Origin of the sequence: Variovorax raffinosi, assembly GCF_051216615.1 — a bacterium.
Lineage (GTDB): Bacteria > Pseudomonadota > Gammaproteobacteria > Burkholderiales > Burkholderiaceae_C > Variovorax.
The window spans coordinates 90,225-116,561 of sequence record NZ_JBPJZR010000009.1 but is presented as its reverse complement, the minus strand read 5'-3'; the positions used below and the strand labels follow the sequence as shown (position 1 = coordinate 116,561).

Annotated in this window: 25 protein-coding genes; 13 read left to right on the top strand and 12 right to left on the bottom strand. The window is 67.4% G+C overall.

All coding sequences use genetic code 11. From position 1 onward, the window contains the following. Positions 1-154 precede the first annotated feature (154 nt). The 10 genes from ACSFB7_RS24810 (at position 155) to ACSFB7_RS24765 (ending at position 13,231) form a co-directional block, all read left to right on the top strand. Positions 155-1,324, top strand: a complete 1,170-nt coding sequence (locus ACSFB7_RS24810; RefSeq protein WP_435475207.1) for an ROK family protein — start codon at positions 155-157, stop codon at positions 1,322-1,324. Next, positions 1,321-2,865 (top strand): sugar ABC transporter ATP-binding protein, encoded by a 1,545-nt coding sequence (locus tag ACSFB7_RS24805; protein ID WP_435474908.1) that lies wholly within the window; start codon positions 1,321-1,323, stop codon positions 2,863-2,865. Before ACSFB7_RS24810 ends, ACSFB7_RS24805 begins: the two co-directional genes overlap by 4 nt. Next, entirely contained in the window at positions 2,822-3,853 is a 1,032-nt protein-coding gene (locus tag ACSFB7_RS24800) for an ABC transporter permease (RefSeq protein ID WP_435474906.1), read from the top strand. Before ACSFB7_RS24805 ends, ACSFB7_RS24800 begins: the two co-directional genes overlap by 44 nt. 55 nt (positions 3,854-3,908) lie before the next feature. Continuing rightward, the gene (locus tag ACSFB7_RS24795; protein WP_187112558.1) at positions 3,909-4,871 is read left to right on the top strand and encodes a substrate-binding domain-containing protein; all 963 of its coding nucleotides are present in this window, start codon (positions 3,909-3,911) and stop codon (positions 4,869-4,871) included. A gap of 171 nt (positions 4,872-5,042) precedes the next feature. Beyond that, complete coding sequence (locus tag ACSFB7_RS24790) at positions 5,043-6,206, top strand: Gfo/Idh/MocA family protein (protein WP_435474904.1); 1,164 nt, start codon at positions 5,043-5,045, stop codon at positions 6,204-6,206. Positions 6,207-6,255: 49 nt separating this feature from the next. Then, complete coding sequence (locus ACSFB7_RS24785) at positions 6,256-6,954, top strand: phosphatase PAP2 family protein (protein WP_435474902.1); 699 nt, start codon at positions 6,256-6,258, stop codon at positions 6,952-6,954. 79 nt (positions 6,955-7,033) lie between these two features. Continuing rightward, entirely contained in the window at positions 7,034-7,561 is a 528-nt protein-coding gene (locus tag ACSFB7_RS24780) for a DUF3617 domain-containing protein (protein WP_435474900.1), read from the top strand. Between the two features lie 95 nt (positions 7,562-7,656). After that, a complete protein-coding gene (locus tag ACSFB7_RS24775) occupies positions 7,657-8,775 on the top strand; it encodes a ligase-associated DNA damage response exonuclease (protein WP_435474899.1) in 1,119 nt (372 codons plus the stop codon). Beyond that, positions 8,772-10,451, top strand: a complete 1,680-nt coding sequence (locus ACSFB7_RS24770; RefSeq protein WP_435474897.1) for an ATP-dependent DNA ligase — start codon at positions 8,772-8,774, stop codon at positions 10,449-10,451. The genes ACSFB7_RS24775 and ACSFB7_RS24770 overlap by 4 nt, the downstream gene beginning before the upstream one ends. Continuing rightward, complete coding sequence (locus tag ACSFB7_RS24765) at positions 10,448-13,231, top strand: ligase-associated DNA damage response DEXH box helicase (RefSeq protein WP_435474895.1); 2,784 nt, start codon at positions 10,448-10,450, stop codon at positions 13,229-13,231. Before ACSFB7_RS24770 ends, ACSFB7_RS24765 begins: the two co-directional genes overlap by 4 nt. A 5-nt stretch (positions 13,232-13,236) precedes the next feature. On the opposite strand, the gene trxC is transcribed toward ACSFB7_RS24765, so the two are convergent. After that, a complete protein-coding gene (gene trxC, locus ACSFB7_RS24760; RefSeq protein WP_435474893.1) occupies positions 13,237-13,686 on the bottom strand; it encodes a thioredoxin TrxC in 450 nt (149 codons plus the stop codon). 104 nt (positions 13,687-13,790) lie between these two features. Between trxC and pdeM the strand changes: the two genes are divergently transcribed. Beyond that, a complete protein-coding gene (gene pdeM, locus ACSFB7_RS24755) occupies positions 13,791-14,441 on the top strand; it encodes a ligase-associated DNA damage response endonuclease PdeM (RefSeq protein WP_435475206.1) in 651 nt (216 codons plus the stop codon). Between the two features lie 124 nt (positions 14,442-14,565). On the opposite strand, the gene ACSFB7_RS24750 is transcribed toward pdeM, so the two are convergent. The 3 genes from ACSFB7_RS24750 to ACSFB7_RS24740 are packed head-to-tail and all read right to left on the bottom strand — an operon-like array spanning position 14,566 to position 16,626. After that, complete coding sequence (locus ACSFB7_RS24750) at positions 14,566-15,093, bottom strand: TPM domain-containing protein (protein ID WP_435474891.1); 528 nt, start codon at positions 15,091-15,093, stop codon at positions 14,566-14,568. Between the two features lie 2 nt (positions 15,094-15,095). Continuing rightward, positions 15,096-16,016: a TPM domain-containing protein gene (locus tag ACSFB7_RS24745; RefSeq protein ID WP_435474889.1), complete on the bottom strand. Its 921-nt coding sequence runs from the start codon at positions 16,014-16,016 to the stop codon at positions 15,096-15,098. Positions 16,017-16,026: 10 nt separating this feature from the next. Further along, complete coding sequence (locus ACSFB7_RS24740) at positions 16,027-16,626, bottom strand: LemA family protein (RefSeq protein WP_394485558.1); 600 nt, start codon at positions 16,624-16,626, stop codon at positions 16,027-16,029. A 46-nt stretch (positions 16,627-16,672) separates the two neighbouring features. Here ACSFB7_RS24740 and ACSFB7_RS24735 point away from each other — a divergent pair, with 46 nt between their 5' ends. Next, positions 16,673-17,434: a hypothetical protein gene (locus tag ACSFB7_RS24735; RefSeq protein ID WP_435474887.1), complete on the top strand. Its 762-nt coding sequence runs from the start codon at positions 16,673-16,675 to the stop codon at positions 17,432-17,434. Between the two features lie 4 nt (positions 17,435-17,438). Here the strand turns inward: ACSFB7_RS24735 and ACSFB7_RS24730 are convergent, their stop codons facing one another. The 7 genes from ACSFB7_RS24730 to ACSFB7_RS24700 form a co-directional block, all read right to left on the bottom strand. Next, a complete protein-coding gene (locus ACSFB7_RS24730) occupies positions 17,439-18,113 on the bottom strand; it encodes a cysteine hydrolase family protein (protein WP_435474885.1) in 675 nt (224 codons plus the stop codon). Continuing rightward, positions 18,110-19,042, bottom strand: coding sequence for an ABC transporter permease (locus ACSFB7_RS24725; protein WP_435474883.1), 933 nt, complete (start codon positions 19,040-19,042; stop codon positions 18,110-18,112). Before ACSFB7_RS24725 ends, ACSFB7_RS24730 begins: the two co-directional genes overlap by 4 nt. Then, positions 19,039-20,196, bottom strand: coding sequence for an ABC transporter permease (locus tag ACSFB7_RS24720; protein ID WP_435474881.1), 1,158 nt, complete (start codon positions 20,194-20,196; stop codon positions 19,039-19,041). Before ACSFB7_RS24720 ends, ACSFB7_RS24725 begins: the two co-directional genes overlap by 4 nt. Next, positions 20,189-21,718, bottom strand: a complete 1,530-nt coding sequence (locus ACSFB7_RS24715) for an ABC transporter ATP-binding protein (protein ID WP_435474879.1) — start codon at positions 21,716-21,718, stop codon at positions 20,189-20,191. The genes ACSFB7_RS24720 and ACSFB7_RS24715 overlap by 8 nt, the downstream gene beginning before the upstream one ends. Positions 21,719-21,740: 22 nt before the next feature. After that, on the bottom strand, positions 21,741-22,847 hold the full coding sequence (locus tag ACSFB7_RS24710; RefSeq protein ID WP_435474877.1) for a BMP family ABC transporter substrate-binding protein: 1,107 nt from the start codon (positions 22,845-22,847) through the stop codon (positions 21,741-21,743). A gap of 64 nt (positions 22,848-22,911) precedes the next feature. Further along, complete coding sequence (locus tag ACSFB7_RS24705; RefSeq protein ID WP_435474875.1) at positions 22,912-23,298, bottom strand: VOC family protein; 387 nt, start codon at positions 23,296-23,298, stop codon at positions 22,912-22,914. A gap of 355 nt (positions 23,299-23,653) precedes the next feature. Next, the gene (locus ACSFB7_RS24700; RefSeq protein WP_435474873.1) at positions 23,654-24,655 is read right to left on the bottom strand and encodes an isopenicillin N synthase family dioxygenase; all 1,002 of its coding nucleotides are present in this window, start codon (positions 24,653-24,655) and stop codon (positions 23,654-23,656) included. Positions 24,656-24,921: 266 nt separating this feature from the next. Between ACSFB7_RS24700 and rutR the strand changes: the two genes are divergently transcribed. Further along, entirely contained in the window at positions 24,922-25,638 is a 717-nt protein-coding gene (gene rutR, locus ACSFB7_RS24695) for an HTH-type transcriptional regulator RutR (protein ID WP_435474871.1), read from the top strand. 149 nt (positions 25,639-25,787) lie between these two features. Here the strand turns inward: rutR and rutF are convergent, their stop codons facing one another. After that, entirely contained in the window at positions 25,788-26,324 is a 537-nt protein-coding gene (gene rutF / locus ACSFB7_RS24690) for an NADH-dependent FMN reductase RutF (RefSeq protein ID WP_435474869.1), read from the bottom strand. Positions 26,325-26,337: the final 13 nt, after the last annotated feature.

Sequence of the window (26,337 nt, the reverse complement as noted above, 5' to 3'; positions counted from 1 at the left end):
ATCTGAATTTGGTCGAAGTTCAGCCTTGTCCGGCTGAAGCCCTACCCCTAGTATTCGCCTTCGCCCAAGACCGAAGGCTGCGGGCGGCGGCAAAAAGACAAGAACACCGGAGACAAAACGCGTGGCACCCTGGAGCGGCATCACGACCGATGAAATGCGGTTGCTGGAAACGACCTTCTGGTCGGCCGGCGGCTCGCGCCATGCCATGGCCGAACAGCTCGGCTTTTCAAAGAGCAAGGCCAACGGCCTGATCGCCGGCCTTGTCGAACAAGGCCTGCTGGCCGAAGCCGGCCTGCAGCGCTCCTCCGGTGGCCGCCGCGCAGAAAACCTCCAGCTCCACGCCGGCCTTGGCGTGCTCGTCGGCATCGACATCGGCGCCACCAGCCTCGACGTCGCGGTGCTGCGCCCCGACCTCACCGTGCTCGCGCAACACGACGAACCCGCCGACGTGCGCGAAGGCCCCACCGTCGTGCTGGCGCGCGTGCGCATCCTCATGCGCGAGCTGCTGGCCCGCTGCGGTTGCAGTGCCAAGGATGTTCTGGGCATCGGCATCGGTGTGCCCGGCCCGGTCAACTTCGAGATCGGCCAGCTCGTGAACCCGCCGCTGATGCCGGCCTGGGACGGTTTCTCGATCCGCGACTACCTGCGCGAAGACTACGCAGCGCCGGTCTTCGTCGACAACGACGTGAACCTCATGGCACTGGGCGAGCTTTGGCGCCTGAAGCGTTCGCTCAACAATTTCCTCGTCATCAAGATCGGCACCGGCATCGGCTGCGGCATCGTCTGCCACGGCGAGGTGTACCGCGGCGCCGCGGGTTCGGCTGGCGACGTGGGCCACATCTGCGTCGACCAGGAAGGCCCGCGCTGCCATTGCGGCAACCTCGGTTGTGTCGAAGCCATGGCCGCCGGCCCCGCGATCACGCGCATGGCGGTGCAAGCGGCCGAAGCCGGCGAAAGCGCCGCACTGGCCGAATGCCTGCGCGTGCATGGGCGCATCGACGCGATCGACGTGGGCCAGGCCAGCCGAGGCGGCGACACGGCGGCCAACGGCATCATCCAGCACGCGGGCAGCCTCATCGGCCAGATGCTTGCGTCGGTGGTGAACTTCTTCAATCCGTCGCATGTGTTCATCGGCGGCGGCATCACGCGCATCGGACCGCTGTTCCTCGCGGCTGTGCGCCAGAGCGTGTACCAGCGCTCGCTCGCGCTATCGACACGGCACCTCGAAATCCAGTACACGCCGCTGGGCATGCAGGGCGGCCTCGTCGGCGCCGGCGTGCTCGCGATGCACGAAACCCTCAAGGTTCGCGGAGTGGCGCCATGAGTGCGGACAACAACACCAAGGGCAGCGTCGCCGTCGAGTTCGATGCGGTGGTGAAGGCCTTCGGCCCGGTGCAGGTGCTGCATGGCGTGAGCTTCGCGCTCGCGCCCGGCCGCGTGTACGGCCTGCTTGGCGAGAACGGCGCGGGCAAGTCCACGCTGATGAAGATCCTCGCAGGCTACGAGGCGTTGACCGGTGGCACGCTGCGCATCAACGGCCAGCCGCAGCAGTTCACGAGTTCGCGTGACGCCGAGGCACTGGGCATCGTGCTGATCCACCAGGAGTTCAACCTCGCCGAAGACCTGAGCGTGGCTCAGAACATCTTCCTCGGCCATGAAAAGAAGAAGGGCTGGCTGCTCGACGACGCTTCGATGGAGCGCGACGCCGCAGCGGCCCTCGCCGCCGTCGGCCTGCAGGTCGACCCGCGCACCAAGGTGCGAAAGCTCATCGTGGCAGAGAAGCAGCTTGTCGAGATCGCGAAAGCCATCGCCCGCCGGGCGCGCCTGCTCATCATGGACGAGCCCACCGCGACGCTCACGCCCGGCGAGACCGAGCGCCTGTTCAAGCTCATCGCGCAGTTGCGTGCCGATGGCGTGACCATCGTCTACATCTCGCACAAGCTCGACGAAGTGGAGCAGGTGACCGACGAAGTGATCGTGATGCGCGACGGCCGCTTCGTCGCCCGCGCACCCACGCCCGACGTCACGCGCCAGCAGATGGCCAACCTCATGGTGGGCCGCGAACTGGCCGACCTGTACCCGCCGCGTGACGTGGTGATCGCGGCCGATGCACCCGCGATGCGCGTGCGCAATTTCAGCGTGCCCGGCTGGGCGCAGGACGCGAGCTTCGAGGTGCGCCCCGGCGAAATCCTCGGCTTCGCGGGCCTCGTCGGCGCGGGCCGCACCGAACTCTTCGAGGGCCTGCTCGGCCTGCGCCCTGCGAGCGGCAGCGTCGAAATGCTCGGCAAGCCCGTGCCGAACGGCAAAGGCTGGCGCAACCCGCGCGATGCCGCCAAGCACGGCCTCACCTACCTCAGCGAAGACCGCAAGGGCAAGGGCCTGCACGTCAACTTCGGCCTGCGCCAGAACCTCACGCTGATGGCGCTCGAACGCTATGCGCAGCCCTGGCTCAAGCCCGAGGCCGAACGCGGCGCACTGGCCGAGGCGGTGAAGGACTACGGCATCCGCACCGGCTCGCTCGACGTCAAAGCTTCGTCGCTCTCGGGCGGCAACCAGCAGAAGCTCGCGCTGGCCAAGGTATTGCAGCCACAGCCCAAGGTGGTGGTGCTCGACGAACCCACGCGCGGCGTCGACGTGGGCGCCAAGCGCGACATCTATTTCCTGATCCAGCGACTGGCCCGCGAAGGGCTCGCGGTGATCGTCGTCTCGTCCGAGCTGATGGAGCTGATCGGCCTGTGCCACCGCGTCGCGGTGATGCGTGCCGGCAAGCTCGTCGCCACGCTCGATGCGGACCATCTCACAGAAGAGGAGCTCATCGCTCATGCCACCGGAACAGCAGATACCCCCGCCGCAACAGCCGCCTGAAGCCGCAGCCCACCGCAGCGAAGCCACGCCGCGCTGGACCGAGCGCCTGCACGGCCTCGGCCCGGTCATCGGCCTCGTGCTGCTGTGCATCGCGGGCACGCTGCTCAACAGCGACTTCGCGACCGTCGACAACGCGATGAACGTGCTCACGCGCACCGCCTTCATCGGCATCATCGCGGTGGGCATGTGCTTCGTGATCATCTCGGGCGGTATCGACCTGTCGGTCGGCTCGATGGCCGCGCTCATCGCGGGCAGCGTGATCATGTTCATCAACTGGGCCGGTCCTGCTTCGGGCTCGCCGCTGCTGGCGGTGGTGATGGGCGCGGTGCTGGCCATCGTGCTCGGCGCGGTGTTCGGGCTGGCGCACGGCCTGCTCATTACCAAGGGCCGCATCGAGCCCTTCATCGTGACGCTGGGCACGCTCGGCATCTTTCGCGCGTACCTCACGTACTTCGCCGATGGCGGCGCGCTCACGCTCGACAACGACCTGTCGGACCTCTATGCACCGGTGTACTACGCAAGCCTTGCGGGCATCCCGGTACCGGTGTGGGTGTTCGTGATCGTCGCGATCATCGGCGGCGTCATCTTGAACCGCACGGCCTACGGGCGCTATGTGCAGGCCATCGGCTCGAACGAGCAGGTGGCGCGTTATGCGGCGGTCGACGTCGACCGCGTGAAGATCATGACCTACGTGCTGCTCGGCGTGTGCGTGGGCATCGCGACGCTGCTGTACGTGCCGCGCCTGGGCTCCGCATCGCCGACCACCGGCCTGCTGTGGGAGCTGGAAGCCATCGCGGCGGTGATCGTCGGCGGCACCGCGCTCAAGGGCGGCGCGGGCAGCATCACCGGCACGGTGGTGGGCGCGATCCTGCTCTCGGTCATCAGCAACATCCTGAACCTCACCAGCATCATCAGCGTGTACCTGAATGCTGCGGTGCAGGGCTTCGTGATCATCATCGTCGCGTTCCTCCAGCGTGGGCGTCGATAGAGTTTTTCCCGCTCGTACGTTCGTTCGTTCCATCAACCACAAGGAGACATCCAGCATGACAAGCTTCACACGTCGTATCGCACTCACGGCCGTTGCCGCCGCAGCGTTCGCCAGCCTGCCGGCGCTTGCCGCGGAAAAGGTCAACCTCGGCGTTTCGATTCCCGCGGCCACGCACAGCTTCATGGGCGGCATCAACTACTGGGCCAACCAGGCGAAGAAGGACCTGGAGAAGGAACACAAGGACCTGAAGATCACGATCAAGACGGCTGCCAACGCGCCCGAGCAGGCCAACCAGCTGCAAGACTTGTCGACCGTGACCAAGATCAATGCACTGGTCGTGTTCCCGTTCGAATCGGCCGCGCTGACCAAGCCGGTCGCGCAGGTCAAGGCCAAGGGCGCGTACGTCACCGTGGTCGACCGTGGCCTGACCGACACCAGCGCGCAAGACGCCTACGTGGCCGGCGACAACACCGCCTTCGGCAAGATCCCCGCCGAGTACATCGTGAAGACGCTGGGCGGCAAGGGCAACGTGGTGGCGCTGCGCGGCATTGCGACCACGCTCGATAACGAGCGCATGGACGCTTTCAACGCGGTGCTCAAGGGCAGCCCCGACATCAAGCTGCTCGACGCCAAGTACGCCAACTGGAACCGCGACGACGCCTTCAAGGTCACGCAGGACTACCTCACGCGCTTCAAGCAGATCGACGCCATCTGGGCCGCCGACGACGACATGGCGGTGGGCGTGCTCAAGGCCATCGCGCAGGCCAAGCGCGACGACATCAAGATCGTGTTCGGCGGCGCCGGCGCGAAGGACATGGTCAAGACCATCATGGACGGCAAGGACCCGCGCATCGGTGCCGACGTGAGCTACTCGCCCAAGTTCATCTACGACGCGATCAAGCTCACGGCCGAAGCGCGCCTGAAGGGCGAGAAGCTGCCGGCGACGACGATCATTCCTTCGGTTCTCATCACTAAGGAAAACGCGAAGGACTTCTACCACCCCAACTCGCCGTTCTGATGTTCTGACGAACGGCCGTCCGGCCTTGCTCCCTCTCCCCTTGGGGAGAGGGTTGGGGTGAGGGCCGGCGGCGGTAGCAAAGGCGGTGAATGTGCAACCGCCGATGCCCTCACCCTGGCCCTCTCCCAGAGGGAGAGGGAACAGTTGCCAAGGCAGAAAACCGGAAGATTGATGACCGACACACCTCTTCGCAAGCTGCGCTACGCCATGGTTGGCGGCGGCCGCGATGCCTTCATCGGCGCCGTGCACCGCAAGGCCATGGCACTCGACGGCCAGATCGAACTCGTGGCCGGCGCGCTGTCGTCGAGCCCTGACAAGGCGCGTGCCTCGGGCCGCGACCTCGGCCTTGCCGACGACCGCAACCACGCGGACTGGCCCTCGCTGCTGGCCGACGAACTCAAGCGCCCCGACAGCGAGCGCATCGACTTCGTCTCGATCGTCACGCCCAACCATGTGCACTTTCCGGTGGCGCAGGCCTTTGCCGAAGCGGGCTTCCACGTGGTGTGCGACAAGCCGCTGGTGCACACGCGCGAGCAGGCCGATGCGCTGGTCGCCACCGTGGCGAAGCAGGGCACGGTGTTCGGCGTCACCTACAACTACACCGGTTATCCGATGGTGCGGCAGGCGCGCGAGATGGTGCGCTCGGGCCAGATCGGTGAGGTCCGCAAGGTCGTCGTCGAATACAACCAGGGATGGCTCGCCAGCCACGTCGAAGGCGGCACCAACAAGCAGGCCGACTGGCGCACCGACCCCGCGCGCAGCGGCGCGGCCGGCGCCATCGGCGACATCGGCTCGCATGCCGAGAACCTCGTGGCCAGCGTCACCGGCCTGCACATCGAAAGCCTGTGCGCCGACCTGAGTTCGCTGGTGCCCGGCCGCACGCTCGACGACGACGGCAGCCTGCTGCTGCGCTTCAAGGGCGGCGCGCGCGGCGTGCTCGTCGCGTCGCAGATCAACACGGGCCTGGAGAATGATCTGCGCCTGCGCATCTCGGGCACGCTGGGCACGCTCGAATGGCATCAGGAGCAGCCGAGCCAACTGGTGCACCTGCCGCACGACGGCCCCAAGCGCATCCTGACGCGTGGCGCGCCCTGGCTGTGCGAAGCCGCGCAACGCGCGAGCCGCCTGCCTGCCGGCCACCCTGAGGGCTTCATCGAGGCTTTTGCGAATGTCTATGCGGGCGTGGCGGCCGACATCCGCGCCCGGCTCGCGGGCCACGCGGCCGATCCGTTGGCGGCCGACTATCCCCGCGTGGAAGACGGCGCGCGCGGCGTTCGCTTCATCGAGCGCACGGTGGCCTCGGCGAAAAGCGAATTAAAGTGGACGCCCTGGTAGCGCGCCGGCCTCGCACCCGCGAGGCCGCTTCGCGCGACCGCAGGCATCCATGACCTTTTCTTCTCCCAGCGGATCTTCTTCCCCTTCATCGACGCGATGGCTGCGGGCCCTGTGGCTGCGCTGCATCACGCTGTTCCCGTTGAAGCTGGTCGGCAACACCGTCGCGACGCTCGGCTTCTTCCCGCTGTACTTCTGGATCATGAAGAACGCGGGCCAGGCCTGGGTGCTGCCACTCACCGCCTTCGACCGGCTGATCGCGTTCTGGCCGCTGCTGCTGCCGGTCTATCTTTCGCTGTGGGGCTACATTGCGTTGCCCGTGCTGCTGGCGAAGGACAAGCGAGAGCTGCTGGGCTTTTCATTCGGCTGCGCGGCCATGACCTGCATTGCGCTGCTGGTGTTCTGGTTCATGCCCACGGCCATTCCCAACTTCGTCATCGACGCCATGCCCGGCAGTTCGCTGCACTTTCTCAAGACCGTCGACTCGGCCGGCAACGCCTTTCCCTCGCTGCATGTGTCCTTCTCGGTGTTCACCTGCATCGTGCTCGCGCGGCAGTTGCGCGACGTCGGCGCGCCGACATGGCTGCGCCTGTTCAACATCGCATGGGCCGTGGGCATCGTGTATTCGACGATGGCGGTTCGCCAGCATGTGCTGATCGACGTGCTCGGTGGGCTGGCGCTGGGTGTGGCACTCGGTATTACTTCGCGGCAAGGGGCGGCCGCGCGCTCGCACGCGGGCCAGGCGGCGTAGGCCGATCGCGATATTCCGCCGCTGCGCCAAGCCCTGTACAAAGCCGGCTTCGCAGCCATCCCGATGGGGAGAGTTCACCATGAAGATTCGTTTGCCTGCCCTTGCCTTGTGCGCCGTCGTTGGCGCCCTTGCAGGCCCCGCGTTCGCGCTCGACATGCCGGCCCGCAAGCCCGGCCTGTGGGAAATTCATACCGGCGATGCCACCAGCAAGACCCCCGCCGCCACCATGCAGCAATGCATCGACGCGGCCAGCGACAAGGCCATGCAGGAGCGCGGCCAGGGCATGGCGCAGGCGCTCGGCAAGGACGCCTGTTCGCAAGACGTGCGCGCCCAGAACGGCAACCAGATCACCATCGATTCGGTCTGCAAGCTCGGCGCCACCACCGCCACCACGCACACCGTGATCAGCGGCGACTTCAATTCCGCCTACCGCATGGACCGCAAGGCCAGCTACAACCCGCCGTTGATGGGCCGCTCGGAAAGCACCACCACCATGGAAGCGAAATGGATCGGCCCCTGCAAGGCCGACCAGCGGCCCGGCGACATGATGATGCCCAACGGCATGAAGATGAACGTGCTCGACGCCATGGCGGGCCGCAAGAAGTAAGAAGCGCAGGCGGCCGCAGGTAGGCGCCGGCCCACAGCGCTTTGCGGCCCGCGCTCGGCGGCGCGAAAGAACAGCACCGCCTACGATGGCGTGCCATGCCCGCCAAGGAAGACCTCGTCATTGCACGGCCCGAGGGCCTGTACTGCCCGCCCGGCGATTTCTACATCGACCCGTGGCGGCCGGTGGCGCGCGCCGTCATCACGCATGCGCATTCGGACCATGCCCGTGTCGGCCATGCGCATTACCTGGCCCATACCGACAGCGCAGGCATATTGCGCACGCGGCTGGGCGCCGACATCAACCTGCAGACGCTGCCTTACGGCGAAGCCATCGAGCACCATGGCGTGCGCGTGTCGCTGCATCCGGCCGGTCATGTGCTGGGCTCGGCGCAGGTGCGGCTCGAACACGGCGGCCGCGTGTGGGTGGCCTCGGGCGACTACAAGACCGAGCCCGACGGCACCTGCACGCCCTTCGAGCCCGTGCCCTGCGAAACCTTCATCACCGAGTCGACCTTCGGCCTGCCGATCTACCGCTGGCCCACGCAGGCCGTGCTGTTCGCCGAGATCGATGGCTGGTGGCGCGCGAATGCCGAGGCGGGCCGTGCGTCGGTGCTGTTCTGCTATGCCTTCGGCAAGGCGCAGCGCATCCTGCATGGCGTGGACGCCAGCATCGGGCCCATCGTCGTGCATGGCGCCGTGGAGCCGCTCAATGCGGTCTATCGCGCGGCCGGCGTGGCATTGCCCGAGACCTTGCGCGTGACCGATCCGGGTGTCGATGCGGCGCTGCTCAAGCGCGCGCTGGTGCTCGCGCCGCCTTCCGCGCAGGGCACGCCGTGGATGAAGCGCTTCGGCAACTACGCCGATGCCTTCGCGAGTGGGTGGATGCAACTGCGTGGCACGCGCCGCCGACGCGGCGTGGACCGCGGCTTCGTGATGTCCGACCATGCCGACTGGCCCGGCCTGCAGCAAGCCATTGCAGGCACCGGTGCCGAGCGCGTGTTCGTCACGCATGGCAGCGTGCAGGTGATGGTGCGATGGCTCACCGAAAACGGACTCGACGCGCAGGGCTTCAAGACCGAGTACGGCGATGAAGACGACCAGGAGGCTCCCTCCCCTTCCGGGGGAGGGTTGGGGAGGGGGCCAGCGGCGCCCGATGGGGACGCCGAGAGCCCCCATCCCGACCTTCCCCCGGAAGGGGAAGGAGCGAAGACGTGAAGGACTTCGCTGCGCTCTATCGCGATCTCGATGCGAGCACGTCGAGCCTGGCCAAGCAGGCGGCGCTGCAGCGCTACCTGCGCGAAGCCACTCCCGCCGATGCCGCATGGGCCGTCTACTTTCTCGCCGGCGGCAAGCCGCGCCAGCTCGTGCCCACCAAGCTGTTGCGCCTGCTCGCGCAGGAGGCGGCGAGCCTGCCCGAGTGGCTGTTCGACGAAAGCTACGATGCCGTGGGTGACCTTGCCGAGACCATCGCATTGCTGTTGCCGCCACCGAGCGAGACGCACGATCTGGGGCTGGCTGGTTGGGTCGAGCAGCACCTGCTGCCCCTGCGCGACGCCGCGAAGACGTCGCCCGACCTGCTCGCCGAACGGCTGCGCGTGCAATGGCAACAGCTCGCGGCCGAAGAGCGGCTGGTGTACTTCAAGCTCATCACCGGTGCGTTCCGCGTGGGCGTGTCGAAGCTGCAGGTGACGCAGGCGCTCGCGGCTGTCGGCGGCGTCGACGCCAAGCGTGTCGCGCAACGGCTCATGGGCTATACGCACATCGGTGCGCGGCCGCGGCCCGAGGACTACAGCGCGCTCATCGCGCCGGAGTCGGGCGCCGAGCAGGTGCAGAAGACCAGCGGGCAGCCCTATCCCTTCTTCCTCGCGCATCCCTTCAACATTCCGCTCGACCAGTTCGATGCGGTGCTGGGGCCGCCGGCCGACTGGATCGTCGAGTGGAAGTGGGACGGCATCCGCGCGCAACTGGTCAAGCGCGCGGGCGTCGTGTGGGTGTGGTCGCGCGGCGAAGAACTGGTGACCGAGCGCTTCCCCGAACTTGCCGTACTCGGCGAGGCGCTGCCTGATGACACGGTGCTCGATGGCGAGATCGTCGTGTGGCGCAGCGACGAGACTTCACCGGAAAGCGAAGGCAAGGTGCAGCCCTTCGCAGAGCTGCAGAAGCGCATCGGCCGCAAGACGCTCGGCGCCAAATTGCTGCGGGACATTCCGGTGGTGCTGCTGGCCTACGACATCCTCGAATGGGAAGGGCGCGACCTGCGCGCGCAGCCGCAGTCGCATCGGCGCGTGCTGCTCGATGAACTGGTCACGCGCATGCGGCACCCTTCGCTGCTGCCGAGCCCGATGCTCACCGGCATCGACTGGGCAGACCTTGCGCGCCAGCGCGAAGCCGCGCGCACGATGGGTGTCGAGGGGATGATGCTCAAGCGCCGCGACGCGCAGTACGGCGTGGGCCGCACCAAGGACGTGGGCGTGTGGTGGAAATGGAAGATCGATCCGCTGAGCATCGATGCGGTGCTGATCTACGCACAGCGCGGCCACGGCCGCAGGGCGAGCCTTTTCAGCGACTACACCTTCGCCGTGTGGGACGGCCCACACGGACAGGAAGACCGCAAGCTCGTGCCCTTCGCCAAGGCCTACTCGGGCCTGACCGATGCCGAGATGGCGCGCGTGGACGCGATCATCCGCAAGACCACCATCGAGAGCTTCGGGCCGGTGAAGAGCGTGAAGCCGACGCTGGTGTTCGAGCTGGGCTTTGAAGGCATTGCGCGCAGCACGCGGCACAAGAGCGGCATCGCGGTGCGCTTTCCGCGCATGCTGCGGTGGCGGGAGGACAAGCCGGTGGATGAGGCGGATACCTTGGAGACGCTTGCTGCGTTGCTGCCGATATGAGCAAGCCACCGGACCTCGAATTTCTCCCTCCCCTTCCGGGGGAGGGTCGGGGTGGGGGCACGCGGCGTATCGGGAGTGAGCGGCCTGTTGAAGGCCGCTTGCCCCCATCCCAGCCTTCCCCCAGAGGGGGAAGGAGCAAATCCAAATCCAAAGTCAAAGCGGTCAAGGTTGCGCTCGATGCGTGGTTCGCGGCGCGAGGCTGGAAGCCGTTCAAGTTCCAGCGCGAGGTCTGGAAGGCCATCGCCGGAGGGCAGTCTGGCCTGCTGCACGCCACCACCGGCGCGGGCAAGACCTATGCGGTGTGGCTCGGCGCCTTGCTGGCGTTCTCCAAGGCGCGCAAGCAGAGCGCCCTCAAGCCGACACCGATGCCGCTCACCGTGTTGTGGCTCACGCCGATGCGTGCTCTCGCCGCCGACACGCTGCGTGCGCTGCAGCAGCCACTCGAAGCCCTCGGCGCCGATGTGCATCCGTGGAGCGCCGGCGCACGCAGCGGCGACACCTCATCAGCCGAGCGCAGTGCGCAGAACGCGCGGCTGCCCACCGTGCTCGTCACCACCCCCGAAAGCCTCTCGCTCCTGCTCGCCCGCGCCGATGCGCGCGAAGTGCTTGGCCATGTGCAGATGGCCGTGGTCGACGAATGGCACGAGCTGCTCGGCAACAAGCGCGGCGTGCAGGTGCAGCTCGCGCTGGCGCGGCTCAAGCACTGGAATGCAGGCCTCGCGATCTGGGGCATGTCGGCCACGCTCGGCAATCTGCAAGAGGCGATGCACGCACTGCTGGGCCATGAAGACGGCGTGCTCGTGCAGGGCCAGGTGTCCAAGAAATTGGTCATCGATTCGCTGCTACCCGGCCGCGCCGAACGCTTCCCGTGGGGCGGCCACCTGGGCCTCACGATGCTGCCGCAGGTGATCGAGGAAATCGCCGCGAGCAAGACCACGCTGGTCTTCACCAACACGCGCTCGCAGGCCGAGATCTGGTATCAGGCCATGCTGGAGGCCCGGCCCGAGTGGGCGGGCCTCATTGCGCTGCACCACGGCTCGCTCGACCGCGAGGTGCGCGAGTGGGTCGAGCTGGGCCTCAAGAGTGGCGAACTCAAGGCGGTGGTCTGCACGTCGAGCCTCGATCTCGGCGTCGACTTCCTGCCGGTCGAGCGCGTGCTGCAGATCGGCTCGCCCAAGGGCGTGGCGCGGCTGCTGCAGCGCGCGGGCCGTTCGGGCCATGCGCCGGGGCGGCCTTCGCGCATCACGCTCGTGCCCACGCACAGCATCGAGATGGTCGAGGGCTCGGCCGCGCGCACGGCCATCGCGGCGGGCCATATCGAGGCGCGCCATTCGCCCGACCAGCCGCTCGACGTGCTGGTGCAGCATCTCGTGACGGTGGCGCTCGGCGGTGGCTTCGTGCCCGACGCGCTGTTCGACGAAGTGCGCGGCACGGCCGCTTATGAAAACCTTTCGCGTGAGAGCTGGCAATGGTGCCTCGACTTCGTCTCACAGGGCGGCCCGTCGCTCGCGGCCTACCCCGACTACAAACGCGCCGTGCCCGACGCGGACGGCGTGTGGCGCGTGCCCGATGCGCGGCTCGCGCGGCGGCATCGCATGAACATCGGCACCATCGTGAGCGACGCCAGCATGTCGGTGCAGTACCTCGGCGGCTCGAAGATCGGCACTGTCGAAGAGAGCTTTGTCGCGCGCATGAAACCCGGTGACTGCTTTCTGTTTGGCGGCCGGCTGCTCGAACTCGTGCGCATCCACGACATGACGGCCTGGGTGCGGCGCACTTCAGGCAAGCGGCCGGCGGTGCCGCGCTGGGGCGGCGGGCGCATGCCGCTGTCGAACACGCTGGCCGATGCGGTGGTGCAGCAGCTTGCGCTGGCCGGCGAAGGGCGCTACGACTCGCCCGAGCTGCAGTGCGTGCGGCCGTTGCTTGAGCTTCAGCAGCAGTGGTCGGCGCTGCCGACGCCGCAGACGCTGCTGGCCGAGACGCTGAGCACGCGCGAGGGCTCGCATCTGTTCCTGTATCCGTTCGCGGGCCGGCATGTGCATCTGGGCCTGGCGAGCCTGTTGGCCTGGCGCATCGCGCAGCACGAGGCGCGCACCTTCTCGATCGCGGTCAATGACTACGGCTTCGAGCTGCTGAGCGCCACCGAGGTCGACTGGCCGACGCTGCTGCCGCAGGTGCTGCGTTTGCCAGAAGGCGAGGGTGACGAAGCCCATGGGGTGTTGCTGCACGAGGTGCTGGCCTCGCTCAATGCAAGCGAACTCGCACAGCGCCGCTTTCGCGAGATCGCGCGCGTGTCGGGGCTGATCTTCCAGGGCTATCCGGGCGAGAAGCGCAGCAGCAAGCAACTGCAAGCGTCGTCTTCGCTGTTCTGGGAGGTGTTTCGCAAGTACGACCCGGGCAACAGGTTGCTGCAGCAGGCCGAGCAGGAGCTGCTGGCGCAGGAGCTGGAGATCGGGCGCTTGCGCGCGAGTCTTTCGCGCATGGCGACGCAGGCGCTGGTGCTGAAGCCGCTCGCACGGCCGACGCCGTTTTCGTTTCCGCTGATGGTCGAGCTGTTCCGCGAGAAGCTGTCGAACGAGAACGTGGCCGACCGCATCGCGCGCATGGTCGAACAACTGGAGAAAGCGGCGGGCGGCGTGGTCACCGCCGGTGGCGTGGAGCGCGTGAAGAACACGCTGGTGTTCGGGCAAGAGGGGCCGGGCAAGCCGGCGAAGCCATCAGGCGCCCGGCGCGAACGGCGGCGGCCTTCGAGGCCGTCAAGGCCGCTACCGCCGCTTTGAGCGGATCAGCCGGCGCCGTGCGCTTTCACCCACCGCACGATGTCCGCCGCGCCCATCGCGCCGGCCTGCCGCGCCACCTCGCGGCCACCACGGAACAGCGCCAGCGTCGGGATGCTGCGGATGTTGAAGCGCGCGCCCAGCGTGGGCACAGCCTCGGTGTCGACCTTGGCCAGCCGCACATAGGGTTCGAGCTGGGCGGCTGCCTGTTCGTAGCCCGGCGCCATCTGGCGGCAGGGGCCGCACCAGGGCGCCCAGAAATCGACCAGCACCGGAATCTCGTTGCGCGCGATGTGGCGGTCGAACGTGGCTTCGTCCGGCAAGGCGGTCGAGTGGCCGACGAACAGCGGGCGATGGCAACTGCCGCAGTCGGGCGCGCTGCCCAGTTGCGCCGCGCGCACGCGGTTGGTCGTGTGGCAGTGCGGGCAGACGATGTGCAGCGGGGGCGATTCGGTCATGCGCAAGAACTGGGGGCCACCGAGGCCAATTGCAAGCCGGTCGCCAGCACCTGCGCCTTTTGCGACACTGCCAGCCCGTGACTTCCTCGCAATCTTCCGCATCGCTGCTCCCGGTCCATTGGGCGGGCGAGCTGCTGCAACTGCTGCCCGAGCGCGCGCTCTGGTGGCCCGGTGCGCGCGTGCTGTTCGTGGCCGACCTGCATCTGGGCAAGGCCGCGACCTACCGGGCGCTGGGCCAGCCGGTGCCGGGCGGCACCACGCTGGAGAACCTGTCGCGGCTCGATGCGCTGATCGAGCGGCATGCGCCGCAGCGCCTCGTGTTCCTGGGCGACTTCCTGCATGCCGCACAGGCGCGCATCGTGCTCGCCACCGTGGAGGGCTGGCGCGCGCGGCATGCGGGCATCGCGATGACGCTGGTGCGCGGCAACCACGACAGCCGCGCGGGCGATCCGCCGGACACGCTGGACATCGAAGTGGTCGACGAACCCTTTCTGCTGGGGCCGTTCGGCTGCTGCCACCATCCGCAATCGCATGCGACGCACTTCGTGCTCGCTGGGCATCTGCATCCCGCCTGCAGGCTCTACGGGCGTGGGCATGACAGCATGCGCCTGCCCTGCTTCGTGAGCGATGCGCGGCAGGCCGTGCTGCCGGCCTTTGGTGAATTCACGGGGGGATTGGTGATGGCGTCCGCGCCGGGGCGGCGCTTCTATGCGGTGGGTGGCGAGTCGGTGTGGGCGGTGCCGACGGTGAATTGAGTCTTGCCCCTTCCCCCTCTGGGGGAAGGCTGGGATGGGGGCGGGCAGAGCGCCCGATGGGTACGCCGCTTGCCCCCACCCCAACCCTCCCCCGGAAGGGGAGGGAGAAATACAAAAACAGCGCTCAGAGCACCACAGGCTCGTCAGGCAACTCGTTGACGTCGAAGTCGTTCTCGCCCAGCGGGAAGTGCTCGACCAGCAGCGCCGAAATCTCCCCCAGCGCCTGCGTCAACCCATCCTCGAAGCGCCCTTCGGCAAAGGCCGCGCCCATGCGCTGCGTCATCGCGGCCCATTCGGCTTCGCCCACACGCGCGTGGATGCCACGGTCGGCCACGATCTCGATCGCGTGTTCGGCCAGCAGCAGGTAGATCAGCACGCCGTTGTTGTGTGCCGTGTCCCACACGCGCAGCTTGCCGAACAGCATGACGGCGCGTTCCCGCGCGGGTGCATGGCGCCACAGGTAGGACATCGGCAGGCCGGCTTCGATGCACAGGCGGATCTCGCCGCTGTGCCGGCGTTCGCTCGCGGCCACGCGGCGACCTAGGCGTTCCAGCGCATCGGCCGGCAGCGCATGGCGCACGGCGGCCTCGTCGGTCCAGCGATGGCGCCAGATGCGGCCGAGCTTTGAAAACAGCGTTGCGTCGCTTGCCATGTTCACCAACCCCCGGAGGCACCGCCGCCGCCGAAATTGCCACCGCCGCCGGAGCCGAAACCGCCCCCGCCACCACCTCGGCCGCCGCCCCAGCCTCCGCCACCACCACCGCCCCAGCCACCCCCACCGCCGCCACCAAGCCTGCCGGTGCCGACGACGAAAGAAGCCACCAGCGCGATCAGCCCGGCAATTGCCGCGATGACCACGCTGGTCGTGAGAAAGAAGGCCACCACGCCGATGCCGCCGCCCATGACGAGCGCGCCCAGCTTCTGGCCCAGCACCGCGCGCACGATGGGCGCGCCGACGAAGACCCCGACGAACAGGAAGATCGCGAGGTTTTCCCAATCGAAGCCGCCATTGCCGCCGCCCGCATTGCCCGTGTCGCGCGAAGGCTCCGGCAGCGGCTCGCCGTCGACGAGGCCGATGAGCCGGTCCACCGCCGCATTCAGGCCGCCCGCAAAGTCGTTGTTGCGAAAGCGCGGCTTCATCTCTTCGTCGATGATGCGCACCGCCGCCAGGTCGGGCACCGCGCCTTCGAGCGTCTTGGCGGTTGCGATGCGCATCTGGCGATCGTTCTTCGCCACCACCACCAGCAGGCCGTCGCCCACACCCTTGCGGCCGATCTTCCATGTATCGCCCACGCGCTGGGTGAAGCTGGCGATGTCTTCGGGCTGCGTCGTCGGCACCATCAGCACCACGATCTGCGAGCCCTTGCGCTGCTCGAAGGCGGCGAGCTTGGTTTCGAGGCCGTTGCGCTGTGCGCTGTCGAGCGTGCCGGTCTGGTCGATCACCCGCGCCGTGAGCGCGGGCACCGGCACGAGGCCTTGCTGCGCCAGCGCCGGCAGGCTCACCCAGGCGATGGCTGTCAGGAAGACCGCGGCCAGCGCGCGACGGATCATCAGCAGTGCAGCAGCCATGGCCATCGGGCGCGGCTTACTTCTTCGGTGCGCTGAAATCGACCGTGGGGGGCGTGGAAATCTGCGCCTCGTTCTGCACCGAGAAGTTGGGCTTGGGCGCGTAGCTGAAGATCTTGGCCGTGATGTTGGTCGGGAAGCTGCGCGCGAGCACGTTGTATTCCTGAACACTTTCGATGTAGCGGTTGCGCGCCACGGTGATGCGGTTCTCGGTGCCTTCGAGCGTCACGCGCAGGTCGCGGAAAGCCTGGTTGGCCTTCAGGTCGGGGTAGCGTTCCGACACCGCCATCAGCCGCGACAGCGCCGACGAGAGTTCGCCCTGCGCCTGCTGGAACTTCTGGAAGGCTTCGGGGTTGTTGAGCGTCTCGGGTGTCACCTGGATCGAGGTGGCCTTGGCCCGCGCCTCGATCACCTTGGTGAGCGTGTCCTGCTCGAAGCTGGCCTCGCCCTTCACAGTGGCGACGATGTTGGGCACGAGGTCGGCGCGCCGTTGGTATTGGTTGAGCACCTCGCTCCAGGCCGATTTGCTGGCCTCGTCGAGTGCCTGGAACTGGTTGTAGCCGCAGCCGCTCAGGGACACGACCGCCACAAGAATCAATAGCCAGCGCTTCATCATCATTTGCATTACCTCCGCGGAAGATGCGGAAGGTAGCATAGGTGGCTCCATGTCCCTCGATCCCCTACAAGCCCTGCAGGCCGCGAACCGCGCGGCGCCGCCCGTCGCTGCAAGCACCGACGGCACGCTGCTCATTGCCGGTGCGACCGGTGCCCTGGGGCAGGAGCTGCTGCGCCGGCTGGCGGGCAGCCACCGCTTTGCCCATGCCCGCGTGCTGGCGCGCGAGCCGATCCGCGATGGGCTGCGTGGCGTCGAGACGTACCTGAGCCCTGGCCTGCCGATCGCGCAATGGCCGCTGACCTCGGCCGACACGGCGGTCATCGCTTTCGATCCGCCGCGCATGTACCACGAGCGCGAGCGCGCGCTGTGGGTGCCTGAGCCGTCCGACCTGCCGGAGCTGTCGCGCTGGTTGCGTGCGTGCGGCGTGCGCACGCTGGCCATCGTGCAGCCGCATGACCAGGGCCGGCTGCCCGAGGCGCTCAAGCGCGGGCTCGCGAGCCTGGACGAACAGGCGGTGGTGGCGAACGGCTTCGAGCGCGTGATCCTCGTGCGCTCGGCGCGCAAGCCGCTGAATGCGAAGTTCGCGAACCCGGCCGAGCGGCTGGCCGCGTGGATGCTGTCCGTCGTGCGCTTCATGGTGCCGAGCAGCGAGCAGCCGGTGCGCGCATCGAAAGTGGCGGAACTGCTCGACCTGGCCCTACGCATCGCGCCGGAAGGCGTGCATGTGGCCGCACCCGAACTGGTGTGGCAGGCCTCGCAGGGCGGCGAGATGCAATCGGTCGCGCAGCGCTGGCTGGGTTTGCCGGGTTAGCGAATCAGCCGCGCCACTGGCGCAGCAACTCCGCCGAATCGAGCACCAACCCGAGGTGCAGCGACACCATCGCCAGCGCCGCGCCTTCCAGATGCGCGTCGGTGCCGCGCACCAGGTCGCGCAGCACGATCACGCGGTAGTTGTGGTTGTTCGCGTCGAAGGCGGTGTTGAGCACGCAGCAATCGGTAAAGCCGCCATCGAGCACCACGGTCTGGATGCGCTGGTTGCGCAGCAGAAAGTCGAGGTCGGTCGGGTAGAAGGCCGACAGCCGGCGCTTGTTTTCCACGCGCATGTCGCCGGGCTCCACGCGCGTGACCCATTCGGTCCAGCGCGAGCCTTCGAGGGCATGTGCATCGGCGTTCGGGATCGCGCCCACATGCAGCGGGAAGGTGCGGCGCCAGGCAGCCGGAATGCCTTGGGTGTCGTCCACTCCACCGGGCCGCAGCACCGACTTGATGTGGACGATGCGCACGCCCAGCGCGCGTGCTTCGTCATGGAAGCTGTCGATGGGCGCCACCACGTCCCGTGCGCGTGGCGCGGGGCAGGGGCAATCGGGGTCGTCGTCCAGATGGCCGCGATGCATGTCGATCGACAGCACCGCGGTGGTGGCCGGATCGAGGTAATCGGCAAACTGCGCGTTGTCGAGTGCACGTTCTTCTCCATAGACCCAGGCCTTCATCGCCGTTCCTCTCGCACATAAGGTTGGCCCAGCGCGCCGGGCTCTTCATCGGCACCGCGCCGCGAGAGCGCGACCCAGACCATCACGCCCAGCGTTACCGCATACGGCGTCATCATCACGAAGTACTGCGGCAACTGCACGCCGGCTGCCGCCAGTTGCGGAATGAGCGCTTCGATGCAGCCGAACAGCAGCGCGCCCACCAGCGCCTTCCACGGCGACCAGCGCGCGAAGATCACGAGGCCCACCGCGATCCAGCCGCGTCCGCCGGTCATGCCCGCGATCCACAGCTTGGTGCTGACCACCGAGATGTACGCACCCGCCAGCCCCACCAGCGCCGAGCCCGCGAGCACGGCTGCAAAGCGCCACGTCGTCACGCGGATGCCGGCCGCGTCGGCGGCCTGCGGGTTCTCGCCCACGGCACGCAGCCGCAGGCCGGTGGAGGTGCGCGTGAAGAACCACGCCACCGCGCCGAAGATCGGCAGCGTGAGCCACACCATCGCGTTCTGCTCGAACAATCTGCCCACGCCCGGCAGCAGCGACAGCGGCCACAGCGCCAGCGTGCCGATGCCTTCGGTGGCATGGTTGGTCCAGTCGGCCATCGAGCCGACCAGCGCGGTGAGCCCCTGGCAGAAGAACACCAGCGCGAGCCCGGCGATCACCTGGTTCACGCGCAGCCAGATCACCATGACCGCGAACAGCACCGAGACGAGGCTGGCCGCGAGCATCGCCAGCACCAGCGACACCGCCGGCTGGCCGAGCGCCAGTTGCGCGCCGATGCCGGCCAGTGCGCCGACCAGCATCAGCCCTTCGGCGCCGAGCGAGAGCACGCCCGCGCGCTCGCAGATGATGAGGCCGAGCGATGCCAGTGCATAAGGCACCGCGAAGTCGGGCGTGCTCGCGAGCCAGTTGAGGATCACACTTCCGCTCATGCTGCGGTCTCCCCGCCCACGCGGCGCAGCCGATGACGAATGAAGAAGTCACTCGACGCCACGCACACCACGATGATGGCCTGTATCAGCTGCACCATCGAGAACGGCACCTGATAGAACACCTGCAGGCTGCGCCCGGTGACGAACAGCGCCGCCACCAGCAGCGCCACCACGGTGGCCGCCAACGGGTTGTTGCGCGCAAGGAAGGCAATGAGGATGCCCGAGAAGCCGTAGCCCTGATAGAAGGCCTGCGTGAGCCGCCCTTCCTGCCCCGCCGCCACCGCGAAGCCCGCGAGCCCGGCCATCGCGCCCGACAGCAGCACCGCGCCATAGATGGTGCGGCGCACCGGCACGCCGTTGGCATGCGCCACGCGCGGATTGGCATCGACGAAGCGCAGGTACAGCCCCGCGCGGCTCACGCCCACCAGCCACCATGCCAGCAGCGCCACGATGCCCGCGAGAAGAATCGCACTGCCCACACCGGCGCCCAGCTCGGGCAGCCGCTCGAAGGCGCGGAACTGCGGCGAGTACGGAAAGTTGTCCTTCGGGTCTTTCCAGCTGCCATAGACCAGGTGCAGCAGGAAGTTGGCCGCCATGTAGTTGAGCATCAGCGTGGAGATGATCTCGTTCACGCCCAGCTTCAGCTTGAGCCACGCCGGCCCCAGCACCCAGAGCAGGCCGCAGCACACGGCCGCCAAAAACATCAGCGGCAGGCGCAGGTTCTCGGGGCCGATCTGCCACATCGAGATGGCGGTCGCGCCGATGGCGCCCCAGACCATCTGGCCTTCCAGGCCCAGGTTCCAGAAGCGCGCGCGGAACGCGATGGAACCCGCGAGGCCGACCAGGATCATCGGCGCGGCCTGGAACAGCACGGCGCGAAAGTTCTGGCCGTCGAGGAAGGTCTGCACCACGAACTCGTTGGCGAGTTCATCGGCCGGCACACCGGCGGCCACGAGGATCGCGGCCGAGATCGAGAAGCCGACCCCCAGCGCTGCCGCGAGGATCAGCGCCTGCCATCGCCATGCCATGTGCTGGCGGATTTCCAGTGCGTAGCGGCGGCCGGCGAGCGGCTGTGCCGTTCGCGCGCCTTGATGCGTTGCCGGCTTTGATGGGGAAGGATGTGCCATGTCGGCGGCCAGCGATGCGTCAGCCATGGTCCACCATCGCCTGTCCGATGGCCTGCCGGTCGGCCGGTTGCGCGAACTCGCCGGCGATGCGGCCGCGCGTCATCACGCCCACGCGGTCGGCCAGTTGCAGCACTTCGTCGAGGTCTTCGCTGATGAGCAGCACCGCGGCGCCACCATCGCGCGCGGCGCGCAGCCGCGCATGCACCTCGGCACTGGCGCGCACGTCGAGCCCGCGGCTGGGGCTGTGCGCCAGCACCAGCGTCGGCGACTTGCCGAACTCGCGCGCCAGCACCAGCTTCTGTGCATTGCCGCCCGACAGCAGCGCGGCCTTCTGCGCGACCGAGCGCACGCCCTGCACGTCGAAGGCGCGCACGGCCTCTTGCGTGTCGCTCTGGATGCGGCCACGGCGCAGGTGCCACACCGGGCCATAGCGCCCGCTGTGCACGCGGCCGATGGCGTAGTTCTCGGCCACCGAGAGGCCGCCCGCGAGCGCGAGCCCGTAGCGGTCGGCCGGAATCGCGGCGATGCCGAGCCCGCGCCGCGCCGGTGCGGGCATCGTCTTGAGGTCGCCATGCCCTTCGAGCCGGATCTCGCCTTCGGTCGCTTCGCCTGGCAGGCCCATGATTGCGCCCGCCAGTTCGCCCTGGCCGTTGCCACCGACGCCGGCAAGGCCGTAGATTTCGCCCGCGTGCAGTTCGAGGTCGACGCCGTCGAGCACGCGCCGTCCTTGCGGCGAAGCGGGCGAGCGCAGCCCGCGCACCGTGAGGCGCACCGGGCCGCGTGCCGCCTTCGCGGGCTGGAAGCCCGATGCAGCAGCGATGGACTCGCCCACCGTCAGTTTCACGAGTTCGCTCACCGACGTCGCACCCGGCTCCAGCGTGGCCACCGTGCGCCCGCCGCGCATCACCGTCACGCGGTCGGCATAGGTCTTCACGTCGGCCATCTTGTGCGTGACCAGCACCACGGCGGCGCCCGCGCGCGCCAGCCCCTGCACGGTCTGCAGCAGGCGCGCGGCCTCCTGGTCGGTCAGCACGGCCGTGGGCTCGTCGAGGATCAGGATGCGCGCGCCCGCCAGCAGCACCTTGAGGATTTCCACGCGCTGCTGCTCGGCGATGGAGAGCGCATCGATGCGTTTGGACGGATCGATCTCGAAGCCCAGCTCCGCGGCCTTGTTGCGGATGTCGCGTTCGATCTCGCGCAGCCGCTCGCCGTGGCTCTGGAACTCGGCCGGCGGTGGCGCGGTGAGCAGGATGTTTTGCGCCACCGTGAACGGCCGGACCAGCTTGAAATGCTGGTGGACCATGCCAATGCGGTGCCGCGCCGCATCACGCGGCCCGGCAAAGCGCACCGCGTTGTCGTCGACCAGCAGTTGCCCCGCCTCCGGTGCATAGAGCCCGGCCGCGATGTTCATCAGCGACGACTTGCCGGCGCCGTTCTCGCCAAGCAGGGCGTGCACCTCGCCCCAGCGCGCGGCGAAGTGGGCGTCGGTCAATGCCGCGAAGCCGTCGAAGGACTTGCGGATGCCGGTGAGTTCGAGCGCGTTGGGCATGGTGTCTTTGTGAAAGGCGTTCTTACTTCTGCGTGACCACGCCCTTGACGAACCAGTCCATCTTCCAGAGGTCGGCGTCCGACAGCACCGCGCCCTTGGCCACGCGCTCCCTGCCCTCGCGGTCGGCGAGCGGGCCGGCGTAGATCTGCTTGCCCTTGAGGATCGCCTCACGCTCCGCCGTGATCTGCGCGGCCTTGTCCTTGGGCACGGCGGGGCCGAAGCCCGCGATGTCGGTGCCGCCATCTTTCATTTCGATGAAGGCGCCGTAGGGCGCAGGCTTCCAGTTGCCGGCCATCACCTTCTTCAGCTCGGGGGTGAGGAAACGGTCCCACACCCACACCGACGAGCACAGCGTGGCCTTGGGCGCGAACTGGCGCAGGTCGCGGTGGTGGCCGGTGCCGTACACGCCGCGCTCTTGCGCCACGATCTGCGGCGTGGGGCTGTCGACGTGCTGGCCGATCACGTCTGCGCCCTGGTCGATCAGCGCGGCTGCTGCTGCGCGTTCCTTGATGGGGTCGTTCCACGCGCCGGTGTAGATCACGTTGACGGTGGCGTTGGGGTTCATCTTCTGCGCACCGAGCGCGAAGGCGTTGATGGTCCAGTTCACCACGCCGAAGGGGTTGGCCGCGACGAAGCCGAGCTTGCCGGTCTTCGAGGCCGCGCCGGCGGCCATGCCGCACAGGTACTGGCTTTCGTAGGTGCGGCCGTAGAACGATTCGAGGTTGCTGCCGTTGGTGGTGCCCGAGCCGTTGAGGAAGGCGACGTCGGGGTACTTGGCGGCCAGGTCCTTGAAGCTGTCGGAATAACCGAAGGCGGTGCCGATCACGATGTTGGCGCCGCGCTGGATGAACTTCTCTGCAGCGGGCTTGATGGCCGATGCGTCTTCGGGCACGTTCTCGACGAACTGGATCTTCTGGCCGATTTCCTTTTCGATCTTCACGCGGGCTTCGTCGAAGGCTTGGGTCCAGCCGCCGTCGTTCTTCGGGCCGAAGTAGAGCATTGCGATCTTGGGCTTGTCCTTGAGCGTAAAGCCGTCAGCGGCCGCAGCGGGCAGCGTCGTGAAGAACGCGCCGCCGGCTGCGAGCGTCAGTGCAAGGCCGAGGAAGCCGGTGGGGTGTGTGCGCAGCATGGAGCAACCTTTCATGGGAAGCAGGGGAAGGACAGATGAAGAGAAGTGGGAGTCGCCGCGCGCGTCACATCATGAAGTTGATGCGGAACACATTGCCCTCGGGGTCGAGCAGCACGGACTGGTACCAGTTGTAGTAAGTGACGTAGGGCGGCTTGATGAGCGTCGCACCCGCTTCGAGTGCGATGGGCACCATGCGGTCTACGTCGGCCTGGCTGTCGACATCGATGTTCAGCAGGAACTTCACGCCGCGTGTGTCGGAGAACTCGGAAAGGTGCAGCAGCTCATAGGCGTCGAGGGCGTTGAAGCCCAGGCTCGACTTGCCGGTGTCGAGTCCTCGAAAGATGGGTGAGCGGATGGCCTCGATTTCCGGGAAGCCGAACACACGCTGGTAGAAGCCGCTGAGCGCGACCACGTCTTTGGCGAAGACGTTGACGTAGGAGAGATGGGCCATGTCAGCTGCTCATTGCTGGTGTTCTTGGTGCTGCTGTTCTTCAGGGCGGGAGCATTCGGGGCGAGTGCGAATGACACCAGGAGCTCCCCTCCGCGAATGTCCCCCGCTTCGCTCCTCCTTTATTTCGCTGCGGGGAGCACCTGGTGCCATTCGCACATGGGCACGCTCTGCGCTTGCGGCCGATCAACAACCGCTCTGAGCGCTCACGTCGATACGGGGCTCTTTTTCGCGAAATAAAGGAGGAGCGAAGCGGGGGACATTCGCGAAAAAGAGCACCGTGTCGGCGGGAGTGCCGCCCTGAACAGCAGCAGCGCCCAAACCACACGACGCGACGAACAGAAAAGCAAGACGTCATTCAGGCCGTCGCCTTGGTGCCGCCGAAGGTCGTCTGCTTGACGAACTTCGAGGTGAGGTGATCGCCCGAAGAGATAGGTGCGTACTTCGGCGCTTCGTCAGGTGCAAGGCAGCTCGGCAAGCACTCGACCATTGCGTCGTAGTTGGGCTGGTGAAAGAACACCAGTGACTGCCTCCGGTTGGTGCTCGCCACTTCGAACGGCGGGTTGATCACGCGGTGCAGCGTCGATACCCACTGGTCGTTGGTCCACTGCATCATCAGGTCGGCGATGTTGACGACCAAACCGCCCTCGACCTGCGGCACATCGACCCACTGGCCGGCCTTGTTGAACACCTGCAGGCCCTTGTCGTCGGGCAGCACGATGGTGAGGCTGCCGTAGTCGCTGTGTGCGCCTGCGCGCAACTGGCCGGGCAACGGTTGCTCGCGCTGCGGCGGATAGCTCAGCACGCGGAACATGCTGATGTGCTCATCGATCTTGTCGTCGAAGAAGGTCTCGGGCAGCGAAAGGCCGAGCGCGAAGATGCGCATCAGCGAGCGCGAGAGATCGCTCATGGCCTCGAAGTAGCCTTCGTACGCTTCACGGAAACCGTCGATGGGCGGCCAGCTGTTGGGCTCAAAGTGCGGGCCGGCGGCGGGGCCACGGTGGTAGTCGTCGTCGGGCACGTTCGACGGGCCGATGGAGAACGACTCCTTCAGGTCGCCGGGTGCCACTTCTTCGAGGCTGTACGACAGGCCCTCTTCGCCGACTGCGCTGTAACCGCGCACCGCGTCTTCGCGCGGACGGTCGACCTTGCGCTTCTCGCCCAGTGGCATGTCGAAGAACTTGCGCGACAGCGTCGCCACGCGCGAGATCAGCTCCGTGGAAATGCCGTGGTTGGTGATGACCAGGAAGCCGATGCTGCGGCAGGCTTCGTCGACTTTTCTTGCGACCTCCGACTTGCCTTCAGGGCTGCCGGCAAAGTAGGGCGCGAGATCGATGATGGGGACGGACAGAAGGGTCATGGGACATTCCTCATGCGTGGCGTGCGTACCCGTGCTCCATGCAACGTCTGTGCCAGTTGGACCAAATGGACAAATCGCTTTTGCCGCGTCAGCATGGTGCGCGGCGCGAGGCCCGCAGGCCGCCGTGGCGCAAGGCGATGCACCGTGGCCTTACAGTGGTGCGCCGCGACGCCGGGGCTTGCGGGTATGGCTCGTGCAAGCCTGCTGTTCGCAGGCGGATGAGTGAATGAACGAACGAATCCGGAATCCAGAAGAAACGAGGGACGATGCCGAAGACCAAGGCGCTGGCCGCAGCCAGCAGCAGCAAGACCACCACCGACAAGCCGGCGCGCAAACGTGCGAAGCCCGCCGTGCGCAGCGCGTCGGCCGTGAACCGGCGGTTGCGCCAGATCGAGGACAAGCGCAGCGCGATCCTCGGTGCCGCGCTGGGGCTGTTCTCCCGCTTCGGGCTGCATGGCACGTCGATCGACCAGGTGGCGGCGCGCGCCGATGTGTCGAAGAGCAACCTGCTCTATTACTTCGCGAACAAGGAAGAGCTGTACGTCAACGTGCTGCGCGATCTGCTTGCGCTGTGGCTCGAACCGCTGCGCGGCTTCAGCGCCGAACAAGACCCGGCCGAAGCCATCGGCGACTACATCCGCCGCAAGCTGGTGGTCTCGCGGGACCGGCCGGATGCGTCGCGTTTGTTCTGTCTTGAAATGATCCAGGGTGCGCCGCTGTTGCGCGATGAGCTTGATCGCGAACTGCGCACGCTGGTGGAGCGCAAGTCGGAGGTGATCCGCGCCTGGGTCGAGGCCGGCAAGCTCGCGCCGGTCGATCCGCATCACCTGATCTTCGCGCTGTGGGCGGTCACGCAGCACTACGCGGATTTCGGCGTGCAGGTGCAGGCGCTGACGGGGCACACGCTGGACGATGCGGCGTTCTTCGAGCAGACGGTGGAGAACGTGCAGCGCATCGTTCTTCAAGGCATCACGCCACGCTGAATCTTTCTTTTTCCCTCCCCTTCCGGGGGAGGGCAGGGGTGGAGGCTCGCGGCGCATCCATCGAGCGCTCTGCCTGCCCCCATCCCAGCCTTTCCCCAGAGGGGGAAGGAGCAATGCAAAGGCATCGCTTGCGAATGCCCCAGGAAGGATCAGTGCTGCGGCGGCACCGCGATCTCGTGATAGCGGCGATCGAAATAGATCAACCCCTGCGCCGCACCACCGATGGCAATGGCCACCGCTTCGCAGAACAACACATCGTGCGTGCCCGCGTGCGTGGCGTGCAACACGCGGCAGTCGAAGGACACGGCCGCATCGTCGAGCATCGGCGAGCCGGTGGTCTTGTGGCTCCAGTTGCCGGCCGCGAAGCGTTCGTCCATCGGCGTCTTGCCACCGAACAGGGTTGAGAGTGTCTGGTGCCCCGCAGCCAGCACGTTCACGCACAGCACGCCATTGGCCTTGAAGGCGGGGTACACCGAAGCCGAGCGGTTCAGGCACACCAGCAGCATCGGCGGCTCGTCGGTCACGCTGCACACGGCCGAGGCGGTGAAGCCGGCGCGGCCCGCGGGGCCGTCGGTGGTGATGATGTTGACCGCCGCGCCCAGCCGCGCCATCGCATTGCGGTAGTCGGCCTTGGGCAAGCCGGGCGGCAGCCCGGTTGGGTTCGAGGCGGGGGAGTGGGAGGCCATCGCGTTCAGCATG

Excerpts from the sequence above, each read along its gene's own strand:
- ACSFB7_RS24745 (WP_435474889.1), bottom strand. The coding sequence starts at position 16,016 with ATGGCCATGGCTGCTGCACTGCTGATGATCCGTCGCGCGCTGGCCGCG.
- ACSFB7_RS24740 (WP_394485558.1), bottom strand. The coding sequence starts at position 16,626 with ATGATGATGAAGCGCTGGCTATTGATTCTTGTGGCGGTCGTGTCCCTG.
- ACSFB7_RS24750 (WP_435474891.1), bottom strand. The coding sequence starts at position 15,093 with ATGGCAAGCGACGCAACGCTGTTTTCAAAGCTCGGCCGCATCTGGCGC.
- ACSFB7_RS24805 (WP_435474908.1), top strand. The coding sequence starts at position 1,321 with ATGAGTGCGGACAACAACACCAAGGGCAGCGTCGCCGTCGAGTTCGAT.
- rutF (WP_435474869.1), bottom strand. The coding sequence starts at position 26,324 with ATGGCCTCCCACTCCCCCGCCTCGAACCCAACCGGGCTGCCGCCCGGC.
- ACSFB7_RS24725 (WP_435474883.1), bottom strand. The coding sequence starts at position 19,042 with ATGAGCGGAAGTGTGATCCTCAACTGGCTCGCGAGCACGCCCGACTTC.
- ACSFB7_RS24790 (WP_435474904.1), top strand. The coding sequence starts at position 5,043 with ATGACCGACACACCTCTTCGCAAGCTGCGCTACGCCATGGTTGGCGGC.
- ACSFB7_RS24720 (WP_435474881.1), bottom strand. The coding sequence starts at position 20,196 with ATGGCTGACGCATCGCTGGCCGCCGACATGGCACATCCTTCCCCATCA.
- ACSFB7_RS24715 (WP_435474879.1), bottom strand. The coding sequence starts at position 21,718 with ATGCCCAACGCGCTCGAACTCACCGGCATCCGCAAGTCCTTCGACGGC.
- ACSFB7_RS24730 (WP_435474885.1), bottom strand. The coding sequence starts at position 18,113 with ATGAAGGCCTGGGTCTATGGAGAAGAACGTGCACTCGACAACGCGCAG.
- ACSFB7_RS24785 (WP_435474902.1), top strand. The coding sequence starts at position 6,256 with ATGACCTTTTCTTCTCCCAGCGGATCTTCTTCCCCTTCATCGACGCGA.
- ACSFB7_RS24795 (WP_187112558.1), top strand. The coding sequence starts at position 3,909 with ATGACAAGCTTCACACGTCGTATCGCACTCACGGCCGTTGCCGCCGCA.
- ACSFB7_RS24700 (WP_435474873.1), bottom strand. The coding sequence starts at position 24,655 with ATGACCCTTCTGTCCGTCCCCATCATCGATCTCGCGCCCTACTTTGCC.
- rutR (WP_435474871.1), top strand. The coding sequence starts at position 24,922 with ATGCCGAAGACCAAGGCGCTGGCCGCAGCCAGCAGCAGCAAGACCACC.
- ACSFB7_RS24705 (WP_435474875.1), bottom strand. The coding sequence starts at position 23,298 with ATGGCCCATCTCTCCTACGTCAACGTCTTCGCCAAAGACGTGGTCGCG.
- ACSFB7_RS24810 (WP_435475207.1), top strand. The coding sequence starts at position 155 with ATGCGGTTGCTGGAAACGACCTTCTGGTCGGCCGGCGGCTCGCGCCAT.
- ACSFB7_RS24800 (WP_435474906.1), top strand. The coding sequence starts at position 2,822 with ATGCCACCGGAACAGCAGATACCCCCGCCGCAACAGCCGCCTGAAGCC.
- ACSFB7_RS24710 (WP_435474877.1), bottom strand. The coding sequence starts at position 22,847 with ATGCTGCGCACACACCCCACCGGCTTCCTCGGCCTTGCACTGACGCTC.
- trxC (WP_435474893.1), bottom strand. The coding sequence starts at position 13,686 with ATGACCGAATCGCCCCCGCTGCACATCGTCTGCCCGCACTGCCACACG.
- ACSFB7_RS24775 (WP_435474899.1), top strand. The coding sequence starts at position 7,657 with ATGCCCGCCAAGGAAGACCTCGTCATTGCACGGCCCGAGGGCCTGTAC.
- ACSFB7_RS24765 (WP_435474895.1), top strand. The coding sequence starts at position 10,448 with ATGAGCAAGCCACCGGACCTCGAATTTCTCCCTCCCCTTCCGGGGGAG.
- ACSFB7_RS24780 (WP_435474900.1), top strand. The coding sequence starts at position 7,034 with ATGAAGATTCGTTTGCCTGCCCTTGCCTTGTGCGCCGTCGTTGGCGCC.
- ACSFB7_RS24735 (WP_435474887.1), top strand. The coding sequence starts at position 16,673 with ATGTCCCTCGATCCCCTACAAGCCCTGCAGGCCGCGAACCGCGCGGCG.